Annotated in this window: 32 protein-coding genes; 2 read left to right on the plus strand and 30 right to left on the minus strand. The window is 28.7% G+C overall.

Annotated elements, in window-relative coordinates; translation table 11 throughout:
- Window positions 1-12 precede the first annotated feature (12 nt).
- The 26 genes from ATCC9714_RS13160 to ATCC9714_RS13285 form a co-directional block, all read right to left on the minus strand.
- Window positions 13-450: a divergent PAP2 family protein gene (locus ATCC9714_RS13160; protein WP_057574334.1), complete on the minus strand. Its 438-nt coding sequence runs from the start codon at window positions 448-450 to the stop codon at window positions 13-15.
- A 9-nt stretch (window positions 451-459) separates the two neighbouring features.
- Window positions 460-1,347, minus strand: coding sequence for a polyprenyl synthetase family protein (locus tag ATCC9714_RS13165; protein WP_021129175.1), 888 nt, complete (start codon window positions 1,345-1,347; stop codon window positions 460-462).
- A 2-nt stretch (window positions 1,348-1,349) separates the two neighbouring features.
- Window positions 1,350-1,565, minus strand: a complete 216-nt coding sequence (xseB, locus tag ATCC9714_RS13170) for an exodeoxyribonuclease VII small subunit (RefSeq protein WP_021122888.1) — start codon at window positions 1,563-1,565, stop codon at window positions 1,350-1,352.
- Between the two features lie 2 nt (window positions 1,566-1,567).
- Window positions 1,568-2,773, minus strand: a complete 1,206-nt coding sequence (gene xseA / locus ATCC9714_RS13175; RefSeq protein WP_057545455.1) for an exodeoxyribonuclease VII large subunit — start codon at window positions 2,771-2,773, stop codon at window positions 1,568-1,570.
- A 2-nt stretch (window positions 2,774-2,775) separates the two neighbouring features.
- On the minus strand, window positions 2,776-3,744 hold the full coding sequence (locus ATCC9714_RS13180) for an O-sialoglycoprotein endopeptidase (protein ID WP_057545454.1): 969 nt from the start codon (window positions 3,742-3,744) through the stop codon (window positions 2,776-2,778).
- Window positions 3,725-4,231 (minus strand): transcription antitermination factor NusB, encoded by a 507-nt coding sequence (nusB, locus tag ATCC9714_RS13185; protein ID WP_057538657.1) that lies wholly within the window; start codon window positions 4,229-4,231, stop codon window positions 3,725-3,727. Before nusB ends, ATCC9714_RS13180 begins: the two co-directional genes overlap by 20 nt.
- Before the next feature lie 93 nt (window positions 4,232-4,324).
- Complete coding sequence (locus ATCC9714_RS13190) at window positions 4,325-4,672, minus strand: Asp23/Gls24 family envelope stress response protein (protein WP_021129179.1); 348 nt, start codon at window positions 4,670-4,672, stop codon at window positions 4,325-4,327.
- A gap of 102 nt (window positions 4,673-4,774) precedes the next feature.
- Window positions 4,775-5,410, minus strand: coding sequence for a SpoIIIAH-like family protein (locus tag ATCC9714_RS13195; protein WP_021129180.1), 636 nt, complete (start codon window positions 5,408-5,410; stop codon window positions 4,775-4,777).
- Window positions 5,411-5,489: 79 nt separating this feature from the next.
- Entirely contained in the window at window positions 5,490-6,038 is a 549-nt protein-coding gene (locus tag ATCC9714_RS13200) for a stage III sporulation protein AG (RefSeq protein ID WP_055340254.1), read from the minus strand.
- 14 nt (window positions 6,039-6,052) lie between these two features.
- Window positions 6,053-6,610, minus strand: coding sequence for a stage III sporulation protein AF (locus ATCC9714_RS13205; RefSeq protein ID WP_057545453.1), 558 nt, complete (start codon window positions 6,608-6,610; stop codon window positions 6,053-6,055).
- An 11-nt stretch (window positions 6,611-6,621) separates the two neighbouring features.
- A complete protein-coding gene (spoIIIAE, locus tag ATCC9714_RS13210; protein ID WP_057545452.1) occupies window positions 6,622-7,785 on the minus strand; it encodes a stage III sporulation protein AE in 1,164 nt (387 codons plus the stop codon).
- 14 nt (window positions 7,786-7,799) lie between these two features.
- Window positions 7,800-8,177: a stage III sporulation protein AD gene (gene spoIIIAD, locus ATCC9714_RS13215; protein ID WP_237164402.1), complete on the minus strand. Its 378-nt coding sequence runs from the start codon at window positions 8,175-8,177 to the stop codon at window positions 7,800-7,802.
- A gap of 21 nt (window positions 8,178-8,198) precedes the next feature.
- Window positions 8,199-8,396 (minus strand): stage III sporulation protein AC, encoded by a 198-nt coding sequence (gene spoIIIAC, locus ATCC9714_RS13220; RefSeq protein ID WP_021122904.1) that lies wholly within the window; start codon window positions 8,394-8,396, stop codon window positions 8,199-8,201.
- A gap of 10 nt (window positions 8,397-8,406) precedes the next feature.
- Window positions 8,407-8,928 carry a stage III sporulation protein AB gene (locus ATCC9714_RS13225; RefSeq protein WP_021122905.1) on the minus strand — a complete coding sequence of 174 codons (522 nt, stop codon included), beginning with the start codon at window positions 8,926-8,928 and terminating at the stop codon, window positions 8,407-8,409.
- A complete protein-coding gene (gene spoIIIAA, locus ATCC9714_RS13230; protein ID WP_057545451.1) occupies window positions 8,918-9,883 on the minus strand; it encodes a stage III sporulation protein AA in 966 nt (321 codons plus the stop codon). The genes ATCC9714_RS13225 and spoIIIAA overlap by 11 nt, the downstream gene beginning before the upstream one ends.
- 116 nt (window positions 9,884-9,999) lie before the next feature.
- Window positions 10,000-11,238 (minus strand): beta-ketoacyl-ACP synthase II, encoded by a 1,239-nt coding sequence (gene fabF / locus ATCC9714_RS13235; RefSeq protein ID WP_057545450.1) that lies wholly within the window; start codon window positions 11,236-11,238, stop codon window positions 10,000-10,002.
- A gap of 13 nt (window positions 11,239-11,251) precedes the next feature.
- The gene (acpP, locus tag ATCC9714_RS13240) at window positions 11,252-11,476 is read right to left on the minus strand and encodes an acyl carrier protein (RefSeq protein ID WP_021122909.1); all 225 of its coding nucleotides are present in this window, start codon (window positions 11,474-11,476) and stop codon (window positions 11,252-11,254) included.
- Between the two features lie 45 nt (window positions 11,477-11,521).
- On the minus strand, window positions 11,522-12,271 hold the full coding sequence (gene fabG, locus ATCC9714_RS13245; RefSeq protein WP_155485738.1) for a 3-oxoacyl-[acyl-carrier-protein] reductase: 750 nt from the start codon (window positions 12,269-12,271) through the stop codon (window positions 11,522-11,524).
- Window positions 12,271-13,221, minus strand: a complete 951-nt coding sequence (gene fabD, locus ATCC9714_RS13250) for an ACP S-malonyltransferase (RefSeq protein ID WP_057545449.1) — start codon at window positions 13,219-13,221, stop codon at window positions 12,271-12,273. Before fabD ends, fabG begins: the two co-directional genes overlap by 1 nt.
- Window positions 13,214-14,164 carry an enoyl-[acyl-carrier-protein] reductase FabK gene (gene fabK, locus ATCC9714_RS13255; protein WP_054630378.1) on the minus strand — a complete coding sequence of 317 codons (951 nt, stop codon included), beginning with the start codon at window positions 14,162-14,164 and terminating at the stop codon, window positions 13,214-13,216. The genes fabD and fabK overlap by 8 nt, the downstream gene beginning before the upstream one ends.
- An 11-nt stretch (window positions 14,165-14,175) precedes the next feature.
- A complete protein-coding gene (locus ATCC9714_RS13260) occupies window positions 14,176-15,162 on the minus strand; it encodes a beta-ketoacyl-ACP synthase III (protein WP_057545448.1) in 987 nt (328 codons plus the stop codon).
- 25 nt (window positions 15,163-15,187) lie between these two features.
- Window positions 15,188-16,201 carry a phosphate acyltransferase PlsX gene (gene plsX / locus ATCC9714_RS13265; RefSeq protein ID WP_057545447.1) on the minus strand — a complete coding sequence of 338 codons (1,014 nt, stop codon included), beginning with the start codon at window positions 16,199-16,201 and terminating at the stop codon, window positions 15,188-15,190.
- Window positions 16,202-16,213: 12 nt separating this feature from the next.
- Complete coding sequence (fapR, locus tag ATCC9714_RS13270) at window positions 16,214-16,771, minus strand: transcription factor FapR (RefSeq protein WP_021129193.1); 558 nt, start codon at window positions 16,769-16,771, stop codon at window positions 16,214-16,216.
- A 191-nt stretch (window positions 16,772-16,962) separates the two neighbouring features.
- Window positions 16,963-17,139 carry a 50S ribosomal protein L32 gene (gene rpmF / locus ATCC9714_RS13275; protein WP_021122919.1) on the minus strand — a complete coding sequence of 59 codons (177 nt, stop codon included), beginning with the start codon at window positions 17,137-17,139 and terminating at the stop codon, window positions 16,963-16,965.
- Window positions 17,140-17,152: 13 nt separating this feature from the next.
- Complete coding sequence (locus ATCC9714_RS13280) at window positions 17,153-17,680, minus strand: YceD family protein (RefSeq protein ID WP_021129194.1); 528 nt, start codon at window positions 17,678-17,680, stop codon at window positions 17,153-17,155.
- A gap of 144 nt (window positions 17,681-17,824) precedes the next feature.
- Window positions 17,825-19,021, minus strand: coding sequence for an acetate/propionate family kinase (locus ATCC9714_RS13285; RefSeq protein ID WP_021129195.1), 1,197 nt, complete (start codon window positions 19,019-19,021; stop codon window positions 17,825-17,827).
- Window positions 19,022-19,335: 314 nt separating this feature from the next.
- On the opposite strand from ATCC9714_RS13285, the gene ATCC9714_RS13290 reads away from it, so the two are divergent.
- Window positions 19,336-20,601, plus strand: coding sequence for a nucleotidyltransferase (locus ATCC9714_RS13290; RefSeq protein ID WP_057545446.1), 1,266 nt, complete (start codon window positions 19,336-19,338; stop codon window positions 20,599-20,601).
- An 82-nt stretch (window positions 20,602-20,683) separates the two neighbouring features.
- Window positions 20,684-21,871, plus strand: a complete 1,188-nt coding sequence (ylbJ, locus tag ATCC9714_RS13295) for a sporulation integral membrane protein YlbJ (protein WP_057545445.1) — start codon at window positions 20,684-20,686, stop codon at window positions 21,869-21,871.
- 28 nt (window positions 21,872-21,899) lie between these two features.
- On the opposite strand, the gene ATCC9714_RS13300 is transcribed toward ylbJ, so the two are convergent.
- From ATCC9714_RS13300 to recG, 4 genes are read right to left on the minus strand one after another with little or no spacing between them, the layout of a single operon-like run.
- A complete protein-coding gene (locus tag ATCC9714_RS13300) occupies window positions 21,900-22,418 on the minus strand; it encodes a vacuolar-type H+-ATPase subunit H (RefSeq protein WP_021129198.1) in 519 nt (172 codons plus the stop codon).
- A 1-nt stretch (window position 22,419) separates the two neighbouring features.
- The gene (gene coaD / locus ATCC9714_RS13305) at window positions 22,420-22,917 is read right to left on the minus strand and encodes a pantetheine-phosphate adenylyltransferase (protein ID WP_021129199.1); all 498 of its coding nucleotides are present in this window, start codon (window positions 22,915-22,917) and stop codon (window positions 22,420-22,422) included.
- 2 nt (window positions 22,918-22,919) lie between these two features.
- Window positions 22,920-23,474 (minus strand): 16S rRNA (guanine(966)-N(2))-methyltransferase RsmD, encoded by a 555-nt coding sequence (gene rsmD / locus ATCC9714_RS13310; protein ID WP_021129200.1) that lies wholly within the window; start codon window positions 23,472-23,474, stop codon window positions 22,920-22,922.
- A 40-nt stretch (window positions 23,475-23,514) separates the two neighbouring features.
- The gene (gene recG / locus ATCC9714_RS13315) at window positions 23,515-25,575 is read right to left on the minus strand and encodes an ATP-dependent DNA helicase RecG (protein WP_057545444.1); all 2,061 of its coding nucleotides are present in this window, start codon (window positions 25,573-25,575) and stop codon (window positions 23,515-23,517) included.
- Between the last annotated feature and the right edge of the window lie 41 nt (window positions 25,576-25,616).

Here is a 25,616-nt window from a genome sequence, read left to right on the forward strand (position 1 = left end):
TGCCTTAGCATTTTATTTAAATACTAAGGCTGTAATTATTCCCAAAATAGCTCCAAAAAAAACTTCTATAGGAGTATGTCCTACTAATTCTTTCAACTTCTTATGTTCTATATGCTTTCTATGTTGAAGGTCATCTACTATTTGATTTAATATAACTGCTTGTTTTCCAACTGAACGTCTAACGCCTGATGCATCATACATTATTATCATCGAAAAAACAGCAACTACAGCAAATTCGGTTGATGAAAACCCACAATCTATTCCAACTAATGTAGATAGAGAAGTTACAAATGAACTGTGAGAACTTGGCATTCCTCCAGAAGTAAAAATTCTAGAAATTTGAATTCGCTTTTCGTCCCCAGTAAAAACTTTAAATAACTGTGCTAGAAAACATGCAAGCATACTTATTCCTAACACTTTGTTGCTAAAAATATCCGAAATAAAACTCATTTTTCCTCCTTAATACTCTCTATCTACTATATACTCTGCTAATCCATTTAAAAATGCATTGTCTTTACTTATTTGATTTATGCTAGCTTTAGCTTCTTTTATTAATTGATTTGCAACTTCTTTAGATTTTTCAAGTCCAATTAAAGATGGATAAGTAGATTTTTCATTATCTATATCACTTCCGACGTTCTTACCTAATTTTGCTTCATCTCCAACAATATCTAATATATCATCTACTATTTGGAATGATAATCCTATATTTTTTGCATATTTAGTTATATCTTCTAGTTGTTTATCTGTAGCATTACCTATTATCGCTCCAGCTCTCATACACCCAATAATTATAGCTGCTGTTTTATTCATATGTATAAAGTCTAGTTTATCCATATCTATCTTTTTGCCTTCGCTTTCAATATCGACAACTTGTCCACCTATCATACCATATATACCAGCTGATTTTGCAATCTCATTTATAGCTTTTAAGTATTTTTCTGGATCGTTTTTCCCTATCGATTCTTTTAACATAATTTCATAAGCATAGTTTAAAAGACCATCTCCAGCAAGGATTGCCATAGCTTCTCCATATACCTTATGATTTGTTTTTCTACCTCTTCTTAAATCATCATTATCAAGAGCTGGAAGATCATCATGTATTAAAGAATATGTATGTATCATTTCAATTGCTACTGCAAATGCAATAGCATCTTCCTCTTCTCCTCCAACTATTTTACATGCTTCTAATGTAAGTATTGGTCTTAATCTTTTTCCTCCAGCTTTTAAACTGTAATTCATAGATTCAAAAATTTTTTTTTGATACCCTTCTTCTTTTGGCATATATTCATTTAATATCTGTTCAATTTTATTAACTCTATTTTTTAATTCACAATTAAAGTTCATATCTACTCCTCCTTTATACTAAAAGGTATTTCTTTACCGTCTTTATCGAATTTGTTAATTGTTAGGTTGGCATTATCTAATAATTTATTACAATGCCTGTAAAGCTTTATGCCTTCTTCGTATAAGTTAAGAGATTCATCTAAACTAGTTGTACCACTTTCTAGTTTAATTAATATATCTTCTAGCTCTTTATAAGCCTCTTCATAAGATAAGTTCATTTCTATACCTCTTTAACGTTTATTTTTTCAACTTTACAATTTAAATCTCCATCTTTAAGTTTAAGTTCTATACTATCGTCTATATTTACTTGATTTACTCTATTTATTATAGTTCCATCTTTTTGTGCTATACTATACCCTCTATCTAGAGTTGATAAAGGACTTAAACTATGCAATATAGCACCTGATGATTTTAAGTCATTCTTTTTTAAATCAATTGTATCTTTTATCTCATTAGTTATTTTATCATATATTAGATCTATTTGTATAATTTTATCTCTTATTATATAAGACTTAACAATAGTATTAATTTTATCAATTATATTTTCTAACTTATTTTTATCTAAGTTTGATTGATTAATTAAAGCTTTATTAATTCTAGATTTTATATTTTCTAATTTATATATTAAATCTTCTATATTTGGAGTAGCAATTTCAGCAGCTGCAGATGGAGTAGGTGCTCTCATATCTGATACAAAATCTGCTATTGTAAAATCTGTCTCATGTCCAACTGCAGATATTATAGGTATTTTTGAATTGAAAATTTCCCTAGCTACATCTTCTTCATTAAAAGACCATAATTCCTCTATAGATCCACCGCCACGACCTATTATTATTGTATCTACATTATTAACATTATTAAAAAAACTAATCCCTTTACATATTTCTTGAGATGAATTTCTCCCTTGAACAGATACTGGATATAGTTTTATTCCTACTTTTGGATATCTTCTTTTTATAACATTTATTATATCTCTAATTACAGCTCCTGTTTCAGATGTAACCACCCCTATATTCTTAGGCATAATTGGTATAGCTTTTTTGTACTTTATGTCAAACAAACCCTCTTTGCTTAACTTTTCTTTAAGCTTATTAAACTCTAAATACAAACTTCCAACTCCATCTATCTCTATAGATTCTATATATAATTGATATGACCCATCTCTTTCGTACACAGATATATATCCAGTTGCAATAACCTTTGTTCCATCTTCTAGTCCCAAACTATCATCATAATTACTTTTAAATATTACACAGCTAATTTTAGATGATTGATCTTTTAGAGTAAGATAAACATTTTTACTACTATGAACTTTAAAGTTTGAAATTTCTCCCTTTATTTTTAAATTGTATAAAATAGCATCATTACTTAAAATTCTTTTAATATATGAATTGACCTCACTAACTTCTAAAGCTCTTAATTTCATGATTATTCTCCTATAAATTTATCCAGACCTATTTTAGCACATCCCACAGCATTATCTGTACTATACTCACTTTTAGTAAAATAGCAGTTTATTTTATCCTTTCTTAACTTTTTAACCAAGTTATTTTTTATATATTCACTAGATGATACCCCTCCTACAAATACAACTTCATAAATATTATTTTCTTCACATAAATAAATAAGTGTTTTACCTAAATTTCTAACAATTGCATCCATTAGCAGTTTAGATATAAATTTATCGCTACAAGTATTAATTAACTTATCCAATTGATTTTCTATTCCTGATAAATTCATATATCCATTTTTAACAGATGTTTTTATACCTACTTCAATTTTTTCATTGCACTCTATGGCATTTTTATCAATATATTTTCCACAAGGAAACTTATATCCTAATTTCACACCTAACCTATCTATTAATTGTCCAAAACTTATATCTCGACTTCCACCAATTATTTCTATCTCTAACCCATTTACAATATTTTTAACTAATAATATTTCTGTTGTTCCACCTGACATATGTACAGAAATAAATTTTTTTTGCCTTTTCAACTTATTATTTATTAAACTAGCATAGATATGATTTTCTTGATGCGTTGTAGTGTATAAGTTTATAGAATTCATACTGCTTAGTAATTTTGCAAAATTGTATCCTACCGTAAATGCTGGCATATAAGAATCAGTTACCGGTCTAGGTTTCTTAGATGCACAAACTCCAACTACATCATACTCCTTCATTAAATCATTTAAACTTTCACTTAGTTTTCCTAAATTGTTCACGTGCTGAAAAACCATCTCACTTTGTCTTAATCCTTTTGCTTTATCTCCTACTTCTAACATTATTTTTTTATTGAATATTACATTGTTTTCTAAAGATATAGCTGCTATCGAAGTCGTATAGCAGCTAGTATCAATTCCTATTATTATTTTTTTACTTTTCTCCGATTTCATTTACAACACTACCTAATATTCCATTTATAAATTTAGGAGATTTATCATCACAATAAAGTTTAGCTAATTCTATAGCTTCATTTATTGAAACTTTTGTAGGTATATTTGGAACATATAAAATTTCGCACACTGCAAGTCTAAGGATTGCTAGATCAACTTTGGCCATTCTATTTATTGTCCAGTTTTTAGCATATTTGCTTATTAATTCATCTATAGTAGATTTGTTTAACTCAAAATTCTTAACCATTTCATTTAAGTATTTTCTATCTATTATTTCATCTAATTGACTTTCATTTAGTTCAACATCTGCTTCATCTGAAAATTGTAATTTAAGTTCCTCATATCTATTTTTTATATATTCAAAGTTATCGTTTAAGAAATTTTCTAATTGTGAGTTTATATCTTCTCCGCCCTCTTTATTTATGTCTATTTGGTATATAAACTTCATCATATACTCTCTTGTTGTTATCATTTTCGCCTTTTTCATTTGATTCTTCCTCCTTTGAATTTATTATATACATATTTACTCATAAAAAAACCCTCTGATTTTCAGAGGGTCATATTAATTTATCATAGATGCTTACTTTGATTCCGCCTTATCAACTTTTTCTTTTTTAAAGTTGATACCTTGAACATGTATATTAACTTGAGAAACTTTTAAACCAGTCATTGTTTCAACTGTGTTTTTTACATTTTCCTGTACTTTAAAAGCTATGTCAGGTATAGATATTCCATAATCAATTATTATCATAACATCTAAGACAACTTCGTCTTCCTCTATTTGTATCTTAACTCCATTGTTCTTTAGCAATTTATCTGTGAAAGTCGATGTAGTTTCTACTCCTTCTACTTCTATAGCTGCAAGACCTGCTATAGTAGCAATGACATCATTTGATATCTTAACTTGGCCAAAGTTATTATTTTCCATCATATATCACATCCCTATATAAACTATTTTATTATATAATAATACCAAATAGTAAATTACTTTGCAACAAAAAACGCCCCAGTCTAACTAGGGCTTTTATACTTATTTTGCTTTGTTGCTCATAACCTTTATATTTTCATGCTTAGTTTTAGCTTCATTAGCCACTAAATCAAATATTTTAGCTGCCTCTTGTTGTTCTAATTCTTTTTCATTTACTACTACATTTACTATTTCATTATTTATGTAAACTAGTGAATTTTCAAACCCTTTTGCCCCTAGTAAATTTTCTATTTTTAACTCTAACTCTTGATCTTTAACTAATTGTAACTTCATGTTTGAAGCTTGCTTTCTTGTTTCTTCTGCAGTTGATGGATTATTTATTATTTCATTTAAATCCTCAGTTAATTCATTTCTTTGTTTCTCTCTATTCATTTTCATATCTATTGCATATGATGCCTTTTTCATATTTTTATCTGAAGTCATTTGCTTTTCAATTTCTTTACTTGTTTCCTTTACTTTTTCATTTACTACAGTTTCTTTGCTATCTACAACCTTAACATCTTTTTTATCATTATTTTTTTTAGCTTGTTCTTGTTCATACATTTCCATTTCTTTTGATGCTTCTAATACAGACTTTTTGCTTAAGTTATAATTTACTGTACCAACTACTACTAACATTAGTGTTAGTACCATAACGACAAATCCTCTACTTTTAAATATCCCCTTATTAAACTTCATTTGTATTCCCCCTAATTTTAAATTTATTCTCTTGTAATATTTATATGTACGAGCTTTATTATTATGATTATTTTTTAATTTATTTTGAATATATTTCTACTTGATGTCCAGAGACTTGAAGTGCTGTTTGAACTGCTGAATATAAATTTTCTTTAATTAAAGGATCCTTAGCTCCACTTGACACTACTAAAACTCCTTTTATTTCTGGTCCTGAGGTTTTTATAACAACAGGTTTATTTTCCCCAGATGTTATCATCGTCTTATTTTCACTAGATGTTGTTACAGTTCTTTCTCCTCCTTTTGCATCTTTTTCTGTTGTTTCCTCTTTAGTTGCATTTGAGTTAAATGCAGGTTCAATTTGCTCGCTAGCTGCAAATGTTATCATGACATCTACATCTCCAGCTCCTTCTATTTTTGATAATATTGTTTTTAGTTTACTTTCTAGATCATCCTTTTCTTTAACCTGAACATTTTTAACACTTGTGTTCTTTTCTTCCTTAAAAGCTTCTTTTTCTTTATTATCAGTTGGTTTTTTAGAAAAAATAACAAGTCCCATAATACATGCAAATGACACTGCTGCTAATGTATATATTTTTTTCTTGTCTTCTTCTTTAAAATTTTTAAACATTTTTTCATCCCCTATCAATCAATTTCTATATTTTCAATTGATATATCAAGTATGTCTCCTAAACTCTCTTTCATCTCTGTTTTAGATTTTCCATTAGATTCTTCATTAAATACTTGCTTATCTTCTTCATCATTACTAGATTGTGCATTCTTTGTTTTACCTTCATTACTACTTTTTTCTTTTACTTTTACTTTATTTATGTCCTTTCCATCTACGTCTACGTCTTCTAATTCGTATCCATACTCATCTAGCTTAAGCTGTAATATGCTTTTTATACCCTCTTCATATCCAGACTTTAAACTTTCATTACCAGTATCTTTTGATAACTTATTCATACTATCTATATATTCTTGATTGTACTTAGTATATGTTTTTAAAATTCTATCTTCTAGACTTATTCCATCCGAAAAAAAGTTAATTATTGGTGTTATAACTATAAATATAAATATAAAATTTAATACTAAGTTTATGTACGACTTAATTTTAGAGGATGGTAAAACCATATTAACTATATTAACTATAAAAGCAGCAATTAAAATGCTGACTATCCAAGATTTTACACTTTCTAACACAAGTTCCTCCTTTATTGAGCTACGACACTAATAGATATTACTATTGCTATCGTAACAAAAAACATTATTGTTATAGCGATTATACAACCTAACATTATAGCCATTAAATTTGAGATTTCATTTAAAAAATTAGATATATTTTCTTCTCCAACTGGCTCTACAATCATAGCTGATGCTTTATATACCAAGATTATTGAAATTATTTTTACTATAGGTATAAGGCATATTCCTATAAGAATTATCAGCCCTACTCCTCCAAATAAATTTTTTATTAACTGTGAAGATGATAGAATTATATCAAAGGAGTCTGAAACAAACCCCCCTACAACAGGTATAAAATTTCCTATAGCAAATTTAGTGCTCTTTATGGCAAATCCATCTAAACTTTTTACATACATACCCTGCATAGAAACAAGTCCTAAATATATGGTGAATATCGCTCCAATTGTTATTAAGTTTATTTGCTTTATAAATGATGATAATTTTTTTAGTTTTATGCTACTCGAAATATTATTGATAACTAATACTGCAAATCCTATGGTAATAGAAATGAATAAAAAGTTTTTAAATACTATATTTATAAATGTTACTCCACCCATAAATATAGGTGTCATAACCGTAGATGTAATTGGAAATCCCATAACTACTAAAAACGTGATTAAAATAGGCATTACAATCTGCATCAAACTAATCATACTATCAATAGTATTATTGCAAATATTTAAGACATCTTTAAAGCCAACTAAGGTTAATGTTACCATGACTATAAAGACTATATATGTAGTCACTTGACTTACTGCTCCAGATGAAAATGAATTGTCTAAACTTTTTAAAATAGATGATAAAAGAGCTAAAACAAATATTATGGAAGCTACTTTTAGACTTGCTTTTAATTCTTCAAATAAAAATACCTTAAACCCCTCTTTGTTAAATAAATCTAGCATAGTTTTTTTACCTGATATTAAATCTTTTACAAAAGTTTTTAAGTCCACGTCTACAAGTAAATTTTCTTCCTTTATATGCTTTTGTATATCTTCCAAGTTAATTTTATTTAGTTGCTTGGTTATATATGAATCCACACTATCTTTTATTTCTTCTTCGTTTGCAAAAGAAATACTTGTAAATGTAAATCCAATTAGTATGCACATGGTTATACTAATTAATATTTTTTTCATATGTATTCATTCTCCTATGGGATTATATTTAAAATCATATCTATTATAGATACTAAAATAGGGAATGACATTGTCATGACTATAATCTTTCCTCCAAATTCAAGCTTAGATGCTATATTCCCCTCTCCGCAATCTTTACAAATTTGAATTGCAAACTCCATTAAATAAGCTATACCAATTAGTTTTATTATTAGCGATATATACATAGTAGGTATATTAGCCTTATTAGCCAATTCATTTATACTTTCTATTATGAAATTAAACTGATATGTCACAGATAATAAAATCATTATTCCTGTTAATATGGCAATAAACATAGCCATCTCAGGTCTATCCTTTTTTATAATCAAGCATAAAATCGTTGATACTAGTGCAAGTCCTACTAGTTTCATTACATCCAAAGCATCTCCCCCTTAATACAGTTGAAACATTGTTCTTACAGCATTAAATAAATCGTTTATTTCTGTTATTACCATCGTCAAAACAATTATCACTCCTGCAAGCGTAGTTAAGGTAGTCCAATCTTTTCTATCTGTTTTTTCAAGCACCATATTGAGTACTGAAATTAACAGTCCAATACCTGCTACCTTAAATATCAAAGTTATATCCATATTCAACCTCCTACATTAAAAAAATTCCTATAACCAATCCAATTATAGTCGAAAGCTTCTTATAAACATTCCCCTTTTTATTTATATCCTCTAAGCTTTCTTCTGTCATTTTCTTCAAATTACTAATAGATAAATCTATCATTCTTTCTTGTGATTCTATATCTCCCTTTCCAAGTGTTAAAATTAAATTTTTCAGTTCTTCAATCTCTTGGTCTTGTAAATATGTATCTTTCCCCATATCTTTTAAATTTTTATCCAATATTGATTCTAATGTTTTGTTATTTTCATCTCTTAAATCTTTACATATGTTTTTAAAAACCATATGAAAAGACATCTCTTTATTTTCTCCTATTCTAAAAAACATTTCATCTAGGGTGTATAGTCCAAATGCTAAATCCATTCTCATTATCTCTAATATTCTTATGAGTTCATTTAATTGTTTATGCCTCTTAGTATATGCTTTATATATATATTCTCCTATGAGATAACTGCAAGCTACTAGTATACTTATCATTATTATTTTAATTTGCAAAATACCACCTCTTTTCTTCTAGGTCATATATCTTTTCTATTGTTCCAGGACCGTTTTTCGCAGATAAAATTATAACTTTTTTAAACAATTCTTTATCTAGTAGTCTATTTAGCTCTTTTCTTTCTTTTATATCTTCTATGGAATCTCCATGTACCGTTGTTATTAGACTAACCCCTCCATTTAATGCAGTATATAAGGCTTTTATTTCTTTTTCACTTCCTATCTCATCTGTAACAATTACTTTAGGTGACATGGCTCTTAAAAGCATCATTATACCTATATCTTTTGGACATGTCTCTATAACATCTGTTCTTATTCCTATATCCATTTGAGGGATTCCTAAATACGATCCAGCTATTTCATTTCTTTCATCTATTAAAGCAACTTTAACTCCTTCAAATCCTCTTGCTTTGTTTCCAGTACTAATATTTCTAACAATATCTCTAAGTAAAGTGGTTTTCCCACATTGTGGCGGAGAAATGATTAACGTATTGTTTACTTCTTTAGAATTTTTAATTATATGCCCTAAAACTTTTTCTGAGCAATTTAAGACTTCTCTTGATACTCTTATATTCAAAGAAGAAATATGTTTTATATTTTTTACAGACTCATCTTCTATAACTACTTTCCCAACAATACCAACTCTATGTCCACCTTTTAATGTTATAAATCCTTTTTTTATATCATCCATAAAAGAGTGTATGGAGTATTTACACATAAGTTGGAATGTTCTTTCTATATCTTCTTTTGTTACAATGTATGAGTTAATCTCTTCTTTATCTAAAATCATTTTTGATTGATTAAAAAAATAATCTTTATTATTTGAATTTAATATTAAAGGTTTGTTAACTCTTAGTCTTATTTCTTCTATAGTTTTCTCATCTTGAATTTTAATTATTTTTTCTTTTATGCTTGGTGCTATAGAGTTTAAAATTTCCTCTGAGAGTTTTTTCATAATTCTTGTCCTCCTTTGTTTGTATAATTATATTTTCAAGTTTCTTATTTTATTCCAAAAACTTTTTATTACAATAAAAAAAACTTCTAGCAAAATTAATCACTAGAAGTTTTTTATTATTCATATTTTTTAAATGCTAAAGTCGCATTGTGACCACCAAACCCTAAAGAATTTGATAATGCATATCTAACGTCTTTTTCTTTTCCTTCATTTGGAACATAATCTAAATCCAATTCCTCATCTACATTTTGTAAATTTATAGTAGGAGGAACATATCCATCATAAATTGACATAGCGCAAACTATAGCTTCTATAGCTCCCGCTGCACCTAATAAGTGCCCTGTCATAGATTTTGTAGATGAAACACAAAGCTCATATGCATGTTCTTTAAATACATCTTTTATAGCTAAAGTTTCATACTTATCATTATAGTAAGTCGATGTACCATGTGCATTTATATAATCAACTTCATTAAGAGGTATGTTTCCATCGTTTATAGCCATACTTATTGATCTTGCTGCTCCTTCTCCATTTTCTGCTGGAGTTGTCATATGGTATGCATCAGCCGTAGCTCCATACCCTACTAATTCAGCATAAATTTTAGCTCCTCTTTTTAAAGCATGTTCTAACTCTTCTAATACTATTATTCCTGATCCTTCTCCCATTACAAACCCATCTCTGTCTTTATCAAATGGTCTTGATGCAGTTTTTGGATCATCATTTCTAGTTGACATAGCCTTCATATTACAAAATCCTGCAAATGCTAATGGTGTAACTCCAGCTTCGCTACCTCCAGTTACCATAATATCTGCATCTCCTCTTTGGATAACCTTAAAAGCATCTCCTATTGCATGAGATCCAGATGCACATGCAGTTGTTACATTTGTGTTAGGTCCTTTAGCTCCTAGTAAAATTGAAACTTGGCCAGCAGCCATATTAGCTATCATCATAGGTACAAAGAATGGACTTACCCTTCTATTTCCTTTTTCTAACATTATCTTATGTTGTTCTTCAATAGTTTCAACTCCACCTATTCCTGAACCTATTATAACACCCATTTTATCTCTATCTATTTTTTCTAAATCAATATTTGCATCTTTTACAGCCATATCAGCAGATGCTATTGCAAAGTGAGTAAATCTATCCATTCTCTTTAATTCTTTTTTATTTATATATTCTTCTGGGTTAAAATCTTTAACTTCCCCAGCTACTTGTGTTTGAAAAGAGGATGCGTCAAATCTAGTTATTGTATCTATACCACAAACTCCATCTTTTATGTTGGCCCAAAACTGTTCTTTTCCTATACCAACTGGAGTTACACAACCTAATCCAGTTATAACAACTCTTTTTTTCATAACTTATCCTCCACTATTTGTTAGCTTCTATATATTTAACTATATCTCCTATACATACAAACTTTTCTGCTTCTGTATCTGGAATTTCTATTGAAAACTCATCTTCAAGTGCCATCATTATTTCAACTGCATCTAGTGAATCTGCTTCTAAATCTTTCATTAATGAAGTCTCCATAGTTATTTCTTTATCCTCTATTCCTAATTGATCCTTTATTATTTCTACAACTTTTTCAAACATATTTGTTTCCTCCTAGATTTTATTTTATAATTTTAATTTTTAAATTTATTGCATAACCATTCCACCATCTACATTAATGATTTGACCAGTTATATAGCTGGACATATCGCTTGCTAAAAATAAAACTAAATTTGCTACATCCTCTGGACTTCCAAATCTATTTTGTGGAATATTTTTTAACATAGTTTCTTTTAAGTTTTCATTTAAAACACTAGTCATATCTGTATCGATAAATCCAGGTGCTATTGCATTTACATTTATATTTCTTGATGCAAGTTCTCTGGCGCTAGATTTTGTAAGACCTATAACTCCTGCTTTAGATGCACAATAATTTGCTTGCCCTGCATTTCCTATAAGGCCTACTACAGATGATATGTTTATTATTTTCCCATATCTTTTTTTCATCATATATTTTGTTGCTGATTTTGTACAGTTAAAAACACCTTTTAAGTTTATATCTATTACAGAATCAAAATCTTCTTCTTTCATTCTCATTAAAAGTCCATCTCTAGTTATTCCTGCATTATTTACTAATATATCAATTTGCCCAAATTCTTTAACTACTTCTTCTATCATATTGTTAACTTCATCTGACTTTGATACATCACATTTTATAGCTATACTTTTAACTCCATAGCTTTCTATCTCTTCTTTAACTTTTAATGCATGTTCTTTATTTGAAGTATAGTTTATAACTATATTAGCCTTATAAGATGCTAACTTTATAGCTATAGCTTTACCGATACCTCTTGATCCTCCAGTTATAAGAGCTACTTTTCCATTTAAGTCCATCATTATATCTCACCTCTTTTATAAATCTCTATAAATTCATTCATAGATTCCATATTTTCTATATTGTAAACGTTTGTTTCAGACTTTTTCCTACTCGATATTTTTTTTATGAACCCTTTTAGAGTTTTTCCTGGTCCAATTTCTATGAAAGTATCAAAGCCTTCATCTATTAATTTTTCTATAGAATCTTCCCATAAAACAGACGAACTAACTTGTTCTATTAACAAATCCTTATAGTTTTCTTTATAGAATCTTGCATTAACATTAGAAACTACAGATACATTACATTTTTTTAATTTTATAGAATCTAATTCTTTTTTCAATTTTACACCAGCTGGCTCTAACATAGACGAGTGGAAAGGTGCACTTACATTTAATAAAACAGCTCTCTTAGCACCATTTTCTTTAAAGATATTTATACTATTTTTTATAGCATCTACTTCTCCTGAAATGACAATTTGACCTGGTGAATTATAATTAGCAACTTCTACTATACCATCATTCACTTCATCTATAACCTTTTTAACTTTATCTCTATCTAGTCCTAAAATAGCAGCCATAGCTCCTTTTCCTAAAGGAACACTTTCTTGCATGTATTTACCTCTTTTTTTAACTACAGAAACTGCATCTTGAAATTCTATTGCATCAGCAGCTACTAAAGCACTATACTCTCCTAGTGATAGTCCTAGGCATGCATCATATTTTAAATTAACTTTATCTTTTAAACTTTTAAATAATGCTATACTATGTGTAACTATAGCTGGTTGAGTATTTTCTGTTTTAGATAGTTCCTCATCACTGCCTTCAAACATTATTCTTTTTAGCTCTACTCCAATTGATTTTTCAGCTTCATCTATAACTTTTCTTGCTATATCATCATTATTGTATATATCATTTGCCATTCCTACATATTGAGCTCCCTGACCTGGAAACACTAATGCTATTTTACCCATGTGATACCTCCAAGTTTATATCAATTTTTGATACTATAGACTTAGCTTCTTTCATTATATCTTCAATTATTTCTTTACAAGGCTTTATGTCATTTATATAAGATGCTATCTGTCCAGCCATAAAAGAACCATTATCTAAATCACCTTCTATAACAGCCATTCTTAATGACCCTATACCTTTTTTATCTATATCTAAAGGATCTACTCCTTCTTTTTCCATATTTAATATATCTTTAGCTAGCTTATTTTTTAAAGTTCTTACTGGATGCCCTGTAGTTCTACCTGTTACAATTGCATCTCTATCCTTAGATTTTAAAATAAGTTGCTTATAATTTTCATGTACTATACATTCATCACTACATATAAATCTTGTTCCAATTTGAGCTCCGCTAGCTCCTAAGCATAACACTGCTGCCAAACCTTTCCCATCAGCTATCCCTCCAGCTGCAATAACCGGTATATTTACATTACTTACAACTTGTGGAGTTAAAACCATCGTAGTTAATTCTCCTATATGTCCACCTGCTTCTGTTCCTTCAACTATAACAGCATCTGCTCCATATTTTTCCATTCTTTTTGCTAGTGCTATAGTTGGAACTACTGGTATAACCTTTGTATTCACTTCTTTTAATCTATCCATATACTTAGCTGGATTTCCAGCTCCAGTAGTTATAACTTCTACTTTTTCTTCTATTACTAAATCAATTATCTCATCTGCAAATGGTGATAATAACATTACATTAACACCAAATGTTTTATCTGTTAATTCTCTACATTTTCTTATTTGCTCTCTTATAACTTCTTTTGGTGCATTACCAGCTGCTATTAACCCTAGGCCTCCTGCATTTGATACTCCTGCAGCTAATTCTGCAGTAGCAACCCAAGCCATTCCACCTTGAATTATTGGGTATTTTATATTTAAAATTTCACATAATCTATTCATAAGTTTCCTCCTTATATACTCCATCTAACTACAGAAGCTCCCCAAGTTAGACCGCCTCCAAATCCTACTAACACTATATTATCGCCTTTTTTTATCTTACCTTCTCTATAAGCTTCATCTAATGCTACCGGAATTGATGCTGCTGACATATTTCCATATTTATCTAGGTTAACATAAACTTTATCCATACTTAATTTAAGTCTTTTTGCTGAAGCTTCTATTATTCTTATATTAGCTTGGTGTGGTATAAGGTAATCTATATCTTGTATTTCAAGATTTGCACTTTCAATACATTCAACTGATGCATCCTGCATTATTCTAACTGCAAATTTAAAAACATCATTTCCTGCCATTTTTATATAATGCAATTTATTTTTTATACTGTCTTCACTTGCTGGAGTTTTTGAACCTCCAGCTGGTATATTAAGATAATCTTTACCATTTCCATCAGAACCTAAGCTAGTAGATAATACTCCACCTTCAATAACAGGTCCCATAACTACAGCCCCTGCTCCATCTCCAAAAAGTATAGCAGTCGATCTATCTTCATAATCTAATATTCTAGATAAAGCTTCCGCTCCGATAACTAAAACATGTTTATATGTATCAGATTCTATAAATTGTTTAGCTACTGTAATTCCATATATAAATCCTGAGCATGCTGCCTCTAAATCAAAACATGCTGCCTTAGTAGCTTTAATATTAGCTTGAACTAGGCATGCTGTAGATGGGAATATCATATCAGGAGTTATTGTAGCTACAATTATCAAGTCTATATCTTCTGGAGTTAAATTTGCATCTTTTATAGCATTTAATGCTGCTTTAGTTGCAAGATCTGATGTTGCTTCATTTTCATCTACTATTCTTCTTTCCCTTATTCCAGTTCTAGTTTTTATCCATTCATCTGATGTATCCATTATCTTTTCAAGATCGAAATTTGAAATTATATTTTTAGGAACATAACTCCCAACTCCGACTATACCAGCCTTTGTATTCATAATTTAACCTCCAAGTGGTATTTTCTTATTCTTCTTTCTTATCTTCTTCCAAGGATTGTATAAATCCTTTTATATCTTCAACTACATTACCATTTGCAAATTTAATAGCTTGATTTATAGCATTTTTTATTGCTTTTGCATCAGAGCTTCCATGTGCTTTGATAACGCCTCCGTTAACACCTAATAAAGGTGCTCCTCCATATTCAGCATAATCCATCATACTTTTTAACTTTTTTAAATCATCCTTTAAAAGTAGTGCTCCTAGTTTTCCTTTTGTACTAGATAAGAAAGTCTCTTTTAATAATCCTAGTATAGACATAGCTATACCTTCTGCTGATTTTAATAATATATTTCCAGTAAATCCATCACATACAACTATATCTGTATATGAGTTTATAAGTTCTCTTGCTTCTATATTTCCAATAAAGTTTAAATCTAACTTTTTAAGTTCTTCATAAGTTTTTTTAACTAAATCATTTCCTTTTCCTTCTTCTATTCCAACATTTGCAAGTGCAACTCTTGGATTTTGAAGTCCTAATACTTTTTTAGCATATATATTACTCATACCTGCAAATTCAACTAAGTTTATTGGCTTGCAATCTGCATTTGCTCCACCATCTGCTATAATAGTCATTCCACCTTTTACATTTGGTATAGCTGGGCATAAACAAGGTCTATCAATACCTTTAATTCTTCCTACGACAAATAATCCTCCTGCCAATAATGCTCCAGTATTTCCTGCAGATACTATTGCATCAGCTTTACCTTCTTTAACCATTCTTAAAGCAACAACCATAGATGAATCTTTTTTAGATCTTATTGCTTTTACAGGTTTATCTTCATTTTCTATTATTTCAGTTGTATGAACTATTTCTAATTTACTTTTATCAAATTCATACTTCGAAAATTCATTTTCTAATGTAGATTTATCTCCAGTTATTATTACATCTACACCATATTCATTTATTGCGTTAACAACACCTTCTACATTCGATTTTGGTGCGTTGTCTCCACCCATTCCATCAATTACAATTTTCATATCCTTCTCCTCCTAAACCAACTCTTCAAATATAAATTTTCCTCTAAAAATTTGTTCTTGCGCTTTATTATTAACTACAACTTTTACATAATGTTTTTTATCAACATTTTTGTATATTTCGGCTTTAGCTATAAGCCTATCTTTTTGTTGTATATGTTTAAGCGTTTTTATATTAGCAAATCTCATAATTACTTGTGGTGCGTCTATAATGGCCATAGCCAATGAATTTGCTAATGAAAATATATATTCATCTTTAAGAGTACCTGTTTTGGAGTAAATCATATCTTCGGTAATATCTAACATAGATATGCCTAATTGACCTACTGATAAGTCAATTATCTCTCCTGTTATCTCTTTTATACCTAAAGTCTTAACTTTAGATGTTTCAGTCTCAGCAATTTGTTTAACTCTTTCTCTTAATTCTGGTATATTTAACGTAAGTCTATCTAGTCTTATAGTTTGTATACTTACATCAAATACACTGGCTAATTCTTCGTCTGTATAAAAAGGATCATTTTTCAGCATTTCGACAAGTTCGTGTTGTCTTTCTGCTTTGCTCTTCTTTTTCATATTACCTCCAAGTTTTTATAGTTGGAATTAGTACCAACTACTAATAGTAGTATATAATATTAATTATAAATAATCAACCACTTATTTATTTTTTATTTATAATTTTTAGGTATAATTAAATATTATCATAAGTTTTACCGTAATTAAGCAAAAAAAAACATGTAGAGTATTCTACATGTTTTTTAGAAGTATTACTTAGCTACAACTTCTTTACCTTTATAATATCCACAGTCTGGACATACTCTATGTGGTAACTTTGGCTCATGACATTGTGGGCAACTTACGAATCCAGTTGCTACCATTTTTGAGTTAGCTGCTCTTCTCATTTTTGTATTTGATTTAGATGTTTTACGCTTTGGTACTGCCATTTACGCCACCTCCTTAGTCATTTTTAAACATTTCTTTTAATTTAGCAAAACGGGGATCTATTGTATCCTCGTCGTTCGCGACTTCATTACAAGAACAAACTCCATCATTTAAGTTTGCTCCGCAAGTTGAACAAAGACCTTTGCAATCTTCACTACAAAGAACTCTTTGAGGTAAATTGAAATCTAATGTTTGTTCTATTAAATCTATGAAGTCTACTTCATCATCTTTATAAGTATAAACATCAAATTCTTCTACTTCATTTTCGTCAACTTCTTTTTTTACTAAAAATCCTTGAATAGGATAACTTAACTCTACTTCCACTTCATTTAAACATCTAGCACAGTTATCGATTATTTTAAAATCAACATTACAATCTAGAAATAAGCCTTTATTCGCATTGCTTATTTTACCATTTAAATTAATTGGAGAAGCTAGTTTATAAGTATCATCACAATAATTAATACTATCAATTTTTTCGCAAAAATTCAAGTGTAAATTATCAGTTTCTCTTCTTATTATCTTATCTAAACTAATTTTCATTAAGTTCACCTCAATTTATTGCCAAATTTATTATACAAATATAAGCTATGTTTGTCAAGTATTTTTACTTGATACTTAACTCTTATATTGGCAAAAATTAAGGTAGGTTTTAACCTACCTTAATAGTATTATATCCACTTACAATTATTTTACTAATGCAACTGTATCTCTTGCTATCATTAACTCTTCGTTAGTTGGTATTAATAACATCTTAACTTTAGAATCTTCTGTAGATATTACTCTTTCTTTACCTCTAACTTTGTTAGCTTCTTTATCTAATTTCATTCCTAAGAATTCCATATTTGAAGCTATAGATTCTCTTATTTCTATACCATTTTCACCAACACCAGCAGTAAATACAACAGCGTCTACTCCGTTCATTTCTGCAGCATAAGCTCCTATGTATTTTTGAACTCTTTGTACATAAGCATCTAATGCAACTTGAGCTTTTTCATCTCCTTTTGAAGCAGCTCCTTCTATATCTCTGAAGTCACTTGATATACCAGTCATTCCGTATACTCCAGATTGTTTGTTCATTAAGTCAGATAAACCAGCAGCAGTTAATCCTTCTTTTTCCATTAAGAATGGTAATATAGCAGCATCTATATCTCCACATCTAGTTCCCATTATTAAACCTTCTAATGGAGTGAATCCCATTGAAGTATCTACACATTTACCACCATCAACAGCAGCTATAGAAGCTCCGTTTCCTAAGTGACAAGTTATTATTTTTACGTCTTCTATGTTCTTTCCTAACATATCAGCAGCTCTTTGAGATACATATTTGTGAGAAGTTCCGTGGAATCCGTATCTTCTTACACCGTATTTAGTATATAACTCATGAGGTAATCCATATAAGTAAGACTTCTTAGGCATAGTTTGATGGAATGCAGTATCAAATACAGCAACCATTGGTACTCCTGGAAGTATAGCTTCACAAGCTTCTATTCCCATTATGTTAGCTGGGTTATGAAGTGGTGCTAATTCAACACACTCTTCTAATGCAGCCATAACTTCACCATTTATCTTAACTGATTTAGCAAATTTCTCTCCACCGTGAACTACTCTGTGTCCAACAGCTTCTACTTCGCTTATTTCTTTAACTCCACCGAACTCTGGGTGAACTACACCTTCTAATACTAATTTTATAGCATCTTGATGGTTTTTCATTGGTTGCTCAACTACAAGCTTACCTTCTACTCCATCTTTCTCTTGCTTTAATATAGAACCTTCTATTCCTATTCTTTCAACTAATCCTATACATAAAACTTCTTCATTTGCCATATCTATTAATTGATATTTTAATGAAGAACTACCACAGTTTAATACTAATACTTTCATTAGTATACCTCCTTAAATCTTTACCAATAATTATGTAAATTTTTATTTTCAATTTTTAACAATTGACTAATATCACTTGTATACATTAAACAAATTTATTCATTATTACTATATCATTTTTTCACATAAAAGTACATACTTTATAATATTTTTTCTTTTTTATATAACTATAATTAACTCAAGAATTATTGTTCTCATTTTTGTTTAATATTATAATAGATATAATTATTTTTTATAATATAATTCTATATTTAAACAATAATTCCTTTGTTTTTGATATATTTTTTAAAATTTTTAGCGAAAAGGAGATTTTCATGAAGATAACTGGTTTAGTTGTTGAGTATAATCCATTTCATAATGGACATTTACACCATTTAAAAAAATCTATGGAATTAACTAATGCTACCCACTCAATTGCTGTGATGAGCGGTAATTTTTTACAAAGAGGTGAACCTGCATTATTTGATAAATTTAAAAGAGCTGAAATAGCAGTATCTAATGGAGTAGATTTAGTTGTAGAGTTACCTACGCTGTTTGCTTGCCAAAGTGCAGAGTTTTTTGCTCATGGTGCCGTTTCTTTGCTTGACTCATTAAATTGCATTGACTCTATTTGCTTTGGAAGTGAAGAGGGAAATATAGACTTATTATTAGAAATTTCTAAAATATTAATTAATGAGCCTTATGAGTTCAAATCTATTTTAAAAGAAAAGCTAGATGAAGGTATTTTATTTGCAACTGCTAGAAGCACTGCTCTTTATGAGTATATATCAAGAAATAATATATTAAATTTAAAAGAAGAAAAACTTCATGATATTTTAAGTTCTTCAAATAATATTTTAGGTATTGAATATATAAAAAGTTTATTAAAACAGAAAAGTAGCATAGCTCCTTACACTATTAATCGTATACAGTCATCTTATAATTCGCATACAATTTCTAGTAATATTTGTTCTGCTACAGCAATAAGAGAATCCTTAAGAAGGGGAAATAGCTTAAGCGAAATTTCATCTGTTGTACCTCTAGAGACTCTAAATTTAATTTCTAAACATATAGATAATGGTTTCAATCCAATGTTTGATGAATTTTATTTTGATGTAATAAGAGAGTTAGTAGCTAGAGACTTTGACAAGTTAAGTGATTATTTTGATATTAGTGAAGGCATTGAAAATAAAATATATAAATCTATATTTTTAACATCTAATCTATCTGAACTTCAACAATCTATTAAGTCTAAAAGGTATACTCTTACAAAAGTAAAAAGAATGTTAAATAACATATTGCTAGGAATTACGAAAGAAGATATGAATATGGTAAAAGATATAAATAAATTGCCTTACATTAGAGTTCTCGCTTTTAATGATAAAGGTCGTGAAATTCTAAAAAAAATCAAACTAAACTCAGACATAAGCATAATAAATAAATTTTCGAATATAAACTTTAACAATGATCCTATATTTGAAACATTAATTAAATATGATATAAAATCTACCAATATATATAATTTACTTTATTATAAAAGCAATTCAAAACTATTAAAAGGTCCAATGGATTATTATATCTCTCCAATATATGTAAAATAAGACTTTTGTTTAACTTAATTATCATAGTTTGTACCTACTTTTAATATAATTATCATAGAAAATATTAAAAGTAGGTGACAAAGTGAGAAAAAATAAATTTATAGTTTTTTTAATTCCATCTCTTATAGTAATGTTATTAATTTTAGGAATAATACTATTCCCAAGTGATTCTATAAATGCAGCTAAAAATGGTTATAAGATATGGACAGATACTCTAATTCCTTCTTTGCTTCCATTTATAATAGCAGCTAACTTAATAGTTAAATTAAAATTTATAGATGTAATTGGCTTAATAATTAATCCTATTACGAGAAAACTTTTCAATGTTTCGGGCAAAAGTTCACTTGTTTTTGCTATTTCAACCGTTTCTGGATATCCTGTAGGAGCTAAGTTAGCTTCTGAACTTCGTCAAAACAATGAAATATCTAAATTTGAAGCGCAAAGATTAGTTTCGTTTTGTTCAACCTCAGGCCCACTCTTTATAGTAGGAGCAGTTTCCGTTGGAATGTTCAATAATCCACCTTTAGGATACTTAATTTTAATATGTCATTATTTATCAGCTCTTACAGTTGGCTTTTTATTTAAAAACTATGGTAGAGAAACTATAATTTGCGATAAAACGAATTTTAACTTTGAGGTTAATAAAATTATTTCAAAAAGAAGAAATGAAAATAAAGGTTTTTTCGTTTTATTTGGAGATGCTGTGTTTAGTGGAGTCAACACAATTTTAATGGTAGGTGGATTTGTAATAGTATTTTCCGTTGTATTTAAAATACTATCTATATTTAACATAATTGAATTATCTTCATATATACTACATATTCCTCTATCTTTACTTGGCTTTTCAAGAGAACTCTGTAATGCATTTATAAGCGGTTTATTTGAGATAACTATAGGATGTAGCCAAGTTTCTAGTGTATTAAATTCTCCTGAAATTTTAAGAGCTTCTTTATGTAGCTTCTTGATTGCTTTTAGTGGATTATCTATATTAGCTCAATGTTGTAGTTTTTTAGCTCAAACTGATATAAAAACTAGCACTTATATTTTTTCAAAGTTTTTACATGGACTATTTGCATCAATATTTACATTTGCATTTTATCCTATTGCAAATTCAATACCTTTAATTTCAAACTTATCAAATATATTTACGAATAACTCATTATGGACTTATTATATAAATAATTATAAAATTATTTTTCCAATATTAATTTTCATTTATATACTTTCTACATTTGTTTTAATTAAAAAATCAAGTGCAAGAAATAATTAAAAAGTAGCTATCAAATGATAGCTACTTTTTATTCACTTAATTCTCTTCTATTTATAGATATTTCATCCATAATATTTTGAAGATTGTATTGTAATCCTTCTAAAACATCATCTGCATATCTTATAGATCCTATTTTTATTTCTCTAGCTGTATACTCAGCTTTCTCTATTATAGTTTTAGCTTTTTCTTCAGCTTCTACAACTAGTCCATCAGAATCAATATATGATTTTATTATATCTTCTGAATTTTTTTTCATATCTTCAGTTTCTTTCATTGCCTTTTCAATAATTTGCTTAGCTTCTTTATTAGCTTGCTCTATTAAAAGCTCAGCATCTTGATTTGCATTACTTAGTATTTTTTGTCTTTCTTTGTTTATCCATACAGCTTGTTTTACTTCTTCTGGAAGTATAGTTTTTATGTCAGCTATAATACTTAAAACTTCTTCTTTATCTATCCCCGATTTATGAGAAAAAGGAATTGAGCTTGCATTGTTTATACTATTTTCTAATTCCTCAATTAATTCCATTATTTCTAAGTCTATATTCATTTTATCTCCCCCTATTAGTTTTTCGTTTTAATTCTTCTATAATGACTTTAGGAACTAAATTTTCTATATTAACATCAAAATTTAATACCTCTTTTATAAGAGATGAACTTATATATGAATATTTTGTTGTAGTTGGAAGTATTACAGTTTCTATACTTGGATTTAACTCTCTATTCATATGTGCCATTTGAAGTTCATACTCTACATCTGCACCATTTCTTATACCTCTTACTAGAGTTTTTATACCATGTTCTTCACAGTAATTAACTAATAACCCATCAAAACTTACTACTTTTATATTTTCAATATGCTTTGTACATTCTTTTATTAATCTTACTCTTTCTTCAAATGTAAATAAACCTTTTTTATTTGGGTTATATAATACTCCTATTTGCAATTCATCAAATAATTTTGAAGCTCTTTCAATTATGTCTAAATGACCATTAGTTATAGGATCAAAACTCCCTGCAAATATAGCTTTTCTTACATTGTTTTCCATTACTAGTCCTCCATGCCATAAAATGTAAGCGTAGTATTTCCATACTTTTTACTTCTTTCTTTTGTTAATTTTCCTATATTTTCAGGAAACTCTTCTTTTGTATCATGTTCAACTATAATTATTCCATCTTCTTTAAGAATATTTGACTCATCTATTTTTTTTAACGCATCGATAAACAGATTTTCATAATATGGAGGATCCATAAAAATCATATCAAACTTATATGACTTAGCTTTTAGTTTATCGATAGCTAATTTATAATCTAAATTTAAAACTTCACTATTTTCTTCTACTCTGGCTTTTTTTATATTAGATTTAACTATATCAATACTACTTCTTTTTAAATCTACAAATACACTTTTATTCGCTCCTCTAGATAAGCACTCTATACCTAAAGATCCTGTTCCTGCAAATAAATCTAAAACATCTCCATCTATTATGTATTCACTAATTATATTAAATAATGATTCTTTAACTCTATCTGTAGTTGGTCTTACATCTTCATTTTTAGGTGCATTTAATTTTAAGCCTCTAGCTTTTCCTGAAATTACTCTCAATATAATTTCTCCTTCCATATTATTTTAGCATAATTACCTTTTAATTTAATGATATTTCTTGCAATCTATTCTCAAACTTTTTTAAAACTTCAGCTTTTAAGTTTTTGTTTTCATAACTATTAAGTTTTGGGTCTTCACTTATTATATATCTAGCTTCTTGTTGTGCTAATTTTAGTATTTTCATATGCTTAAATATATTAGCTACTTTAAGTTCTGGTAGTCCATGTTGTCTGGTTCCAAAAAACTCTCCAGGACCTCTTATTTCTAAGTCTTTTTCTGAGATTTTAAATCCATCTGTGGTTTCCTCCATTATTCCCATTCTCTGAGAGCAAACTTCTGATTTTGACGAGTAAATCAATATACAGTAGGATTTATGGCTTCCCCTTCCAACTCTACCTCTTAACTGATGTAGCTGTGCTAATCCAAATCTTTCTGCATTTTCAATTATCATAAGAGTTGCATTTGGAACATTGACTCCAACTTCAATTACAGTTGTTGAAACCAAAATATCAAGTTCTTTATTTTTGAACTTTTTCATTATATCATCTTTTTCACTAGGTTTCATTTTACCATGCAAAAGGCCTAATCTCAAGTCACTAAAGTATTCACACTTTAACTCTTCTACTAAGTCTACAGCAGCTTTAGCTTCTATAGCCTCGCTTTCTTCTACTAAAGGACATACTATGTATACTTGTCTTCCTTTTTCAACCTCGCTTCTTACTAATTTATTATAAGCTTTTTCTCTTCTATCTTTATATACTGCTATAGTTTCAATTGGTTGTCTACCTGGTGGTAGTTCATCAATAATAGATATATCTAAATCTCCATATAATATAAGTGCTAAAGTTCTTGGTATAGGGGTTGCAGTCATTACTAATATATCTGGATTATACCCTTTTTCAGATAATTTATTTCTTTGTCTTACTCCAAATCTATGTTGCTCATCTGTTATAACAATCCCTAAATTGTTAAACTCTACTTTATCTTCTATAAGCGCGTGAGTTCCAATTAATATATCTACCTCATTATTTTTAACTTTTTCTAAAATATTTTCTTTTTGTTTTTTAGTTAAACTACCTACTAACAACCCAACTTTTATACCAAACGGAGATAACGTTTCATTTAAAGAAATATAATGTTGTTCAGCTAATATTTCTGTAGGTGCCATTAAAGCTCCCTGGTATCCATTTAAAACCCCATTAGCTAAGGATAAAAGAGCTACTACAGTTTTTCCACTTCCTACATCTCCTTGAACTAATCGATTCATTACTTTTTTACAGTTCATATCTTCTAAAATTTCATTTAACGCTCTATTTTGTGCATTTGTTAATTTAAATGGGAGTGAGTTTAAAACCTTACTTAAATCCTTATTTTTTTCAAAGTTAATCCCAGATTTTTCTGTAACTCCATTTTTAAATAAAAATAAACCTAATTGTAGCATTAAGAACTCTTCAAATACCAACCTATATAAAGCTATTTTTAAACTTTCCTTGTTAGCAGGCATGTGTATGTTCTTAACTGCATAATCTATGCTACATAATTTATACTTTTCTATAATTCTTCTAGGCAGATATTCTTTTATATGTATTTGTTCATTAGTGAAAGCAGTTTTTATTATATTTATAAGTTCCTTATTAGTTAATCCATAAGTTAATGGATATATAGGCATTATTCCACATGTACTCTTGGGATTATTAGACATTTTTTCTACTTCACAAGAACTTAGCTCAATTCCATGTATACTTTTTTTAACTTTCCCAAACACCAAGATTGTATCGCCTTTTTTTAATGTAGTAGATATGTAATCTTGATTGAAAAATGCAAGTTTAGCAAATCCAGTTTCGTCTCTTACTCCAACTTTTGTTATAGTAAGCCCTTTTCTTACATTAGATGTATCTATACTACTTACAATTGCTCTTACAGTTGCTTTCTCTTCATTTTGTAATTCAAATATTTTTTTTAATTTATTTCTATCTTCATACTGTCTAGGAAAATAAAATATCAAATCTAATAATGTAAATATTCCTAATTTGCTTAGCTTATTAGCTCTCTTTGGTCCGATACCTTTTACATACTTAATTTCTTTATTTAAGTTATTCATTTTATCACCTTAAAATAGTATTTAAACTTTATTTATTCTAA

Source organism: Paraclostridium sordellii (assembly GCF_000953675.1).
GTDB lineage: Bacteria > Bacillota > Clostridia > Peptostreptococcales > Peptostreptococcaceae > Paraclostridium > Paraclostridium sordellii.